We start from the raw sequence: 1,573 nt of genomic DNA, 5'->3' as shown, positions 1-1,573 counted from the left end.
ATATGACCACGAACGAATCATTTCAGGTGACGACAAACCAATACGAATCGAATCAAATTCTTGAGAGTCGTTTTGGTTTTTCAACAAATTTAATAAATCTTTCATCGCTTGCTCCGGTAGGAGTTATTGTTTGCGGGCTTCATATTTGAATCAGCCCGCGACGCTAATCATTGGGTTATCGACTGACTACTCAGATTCCAACTCGATATCTATACCCAATGAGCGAATTTCTTTGACCAATACGTTGAAGGACTCTGGCATGCCAGGCTCCATACGATGATCGCCATCAACAATGTTTTTGTACATCTTAGTACGACCGTTCACGTCATCCGACTTAACGGTAAGCATTTCCTGCAAGGTATATGCAGCACCATATGCTTCAAGTGCCCATACTTCCATCTCACCGAATCGCTGACCACCAAACTGAGCCTTACCGCCCAATGGCTGCTGCGTAACAAGACTGTATGAACCAGTTGAACGCGCGTGCATCTTGTCGTCAACCAGGTGGTTCAATTTCAGCATGTACATATAACCGACCGTTACAGGGCGATCAAATGCGTCACCAGTACGTCCGTCATACAAAACTGTTTGTCCGCTGTCATCAAGATCAGCTAAACGAAGTAGCTCTTTGATTTCAGACTCTTTCGCGCCATCGAATGCTGGAGTTGCCATAGGAACACCACCGCGAAGGTTGTTCGCCAACTCTAGAATCTCTTTATCAGAGAAGCTGTCTAGCTCTTCTTTCTTGCTTGCAACACCGTTGTAGATTTCACCCAACAAGCCTCGAACTTCGGCGACTTCTTTTTGCTGCTTGATCATAGTATCGATCTTTTGACCAAGACCTTTGGCTGCTGCACCTAAGTGAGTTTCCAAAACCTGACCAACGTTCATACGCGACGGTACACCTAGCGGGTTAAGAACGATATCGACAGGATTACCAAACTCATCGTATGGCATATCTTCAACAGGCATGATGACCGAGATAACACCTTTGTTACCATGACGGCCAGCCATTTTATCACCAGGCTGGATGCGACGTTTAATCGCAACATAAACCTTAACGATCTTGAGTACGCCAGGCGCCAAATCATCACCCGTTTGAAGCTTGCGTTTCTTCACTTCAAAACGCTCTTCGTGCTCTTTCTTACGCTCTTCAAGAGATGCTTCCGCCTTCTCAAGAAGTTCGTTCAAATCGTCATCAGCCAAACGGATCTTAAACCAATCTGACGCTTCAAGGGCTGCCAAATAATCTTGAGAAAGCGTATCGCCCTTCTTAAGACCTGGAGCAGACACAATTGCCTGACCATCTAATGCAGCAGTGAGACGTTCATACGTTGCACCCAACAAGATACGATACTCATCTTTAAGATCCTTACGGAACTTATCAAGCTGTGAGTTTTCGATATCAAGTGCACGCTGATCTTTCTCAACGCCATCACGCGTAAATACCTGAACATCGATAACCGTACCGCGCGTTCCGGTGGATACACGCAATGACGTATCTTTTACGTCTGATGCTTTTTCACCAAAGATCGCACGTAGCAACTTCTCTTCAGGAGTTAATTGCGTTTCA

At 45.4% G+C, this 1,573-nt stretch carries 1 pseudogene; it reads right to left on the bottom strand.

Features of this window, described 5'->3' with window-relative positions:
* Positions 1-186 precede the first annotated feature (186 nt).
* Positions 187-1,573: pseudogene (gene rpoB, locus A3739_RS21900) on the bottom strand (DNA-directed RNA polymerase subunit beta); the annotation flags it as partial.

It is taken from the genome of Oleiphilus sp. HI0067, assembly GCF_001635735.1.
The sequence above is the reverse complement of the archived record's forward strand: the minus strand, read 5'-3'. Positions and strand labels throughout refer to the sequence as shown.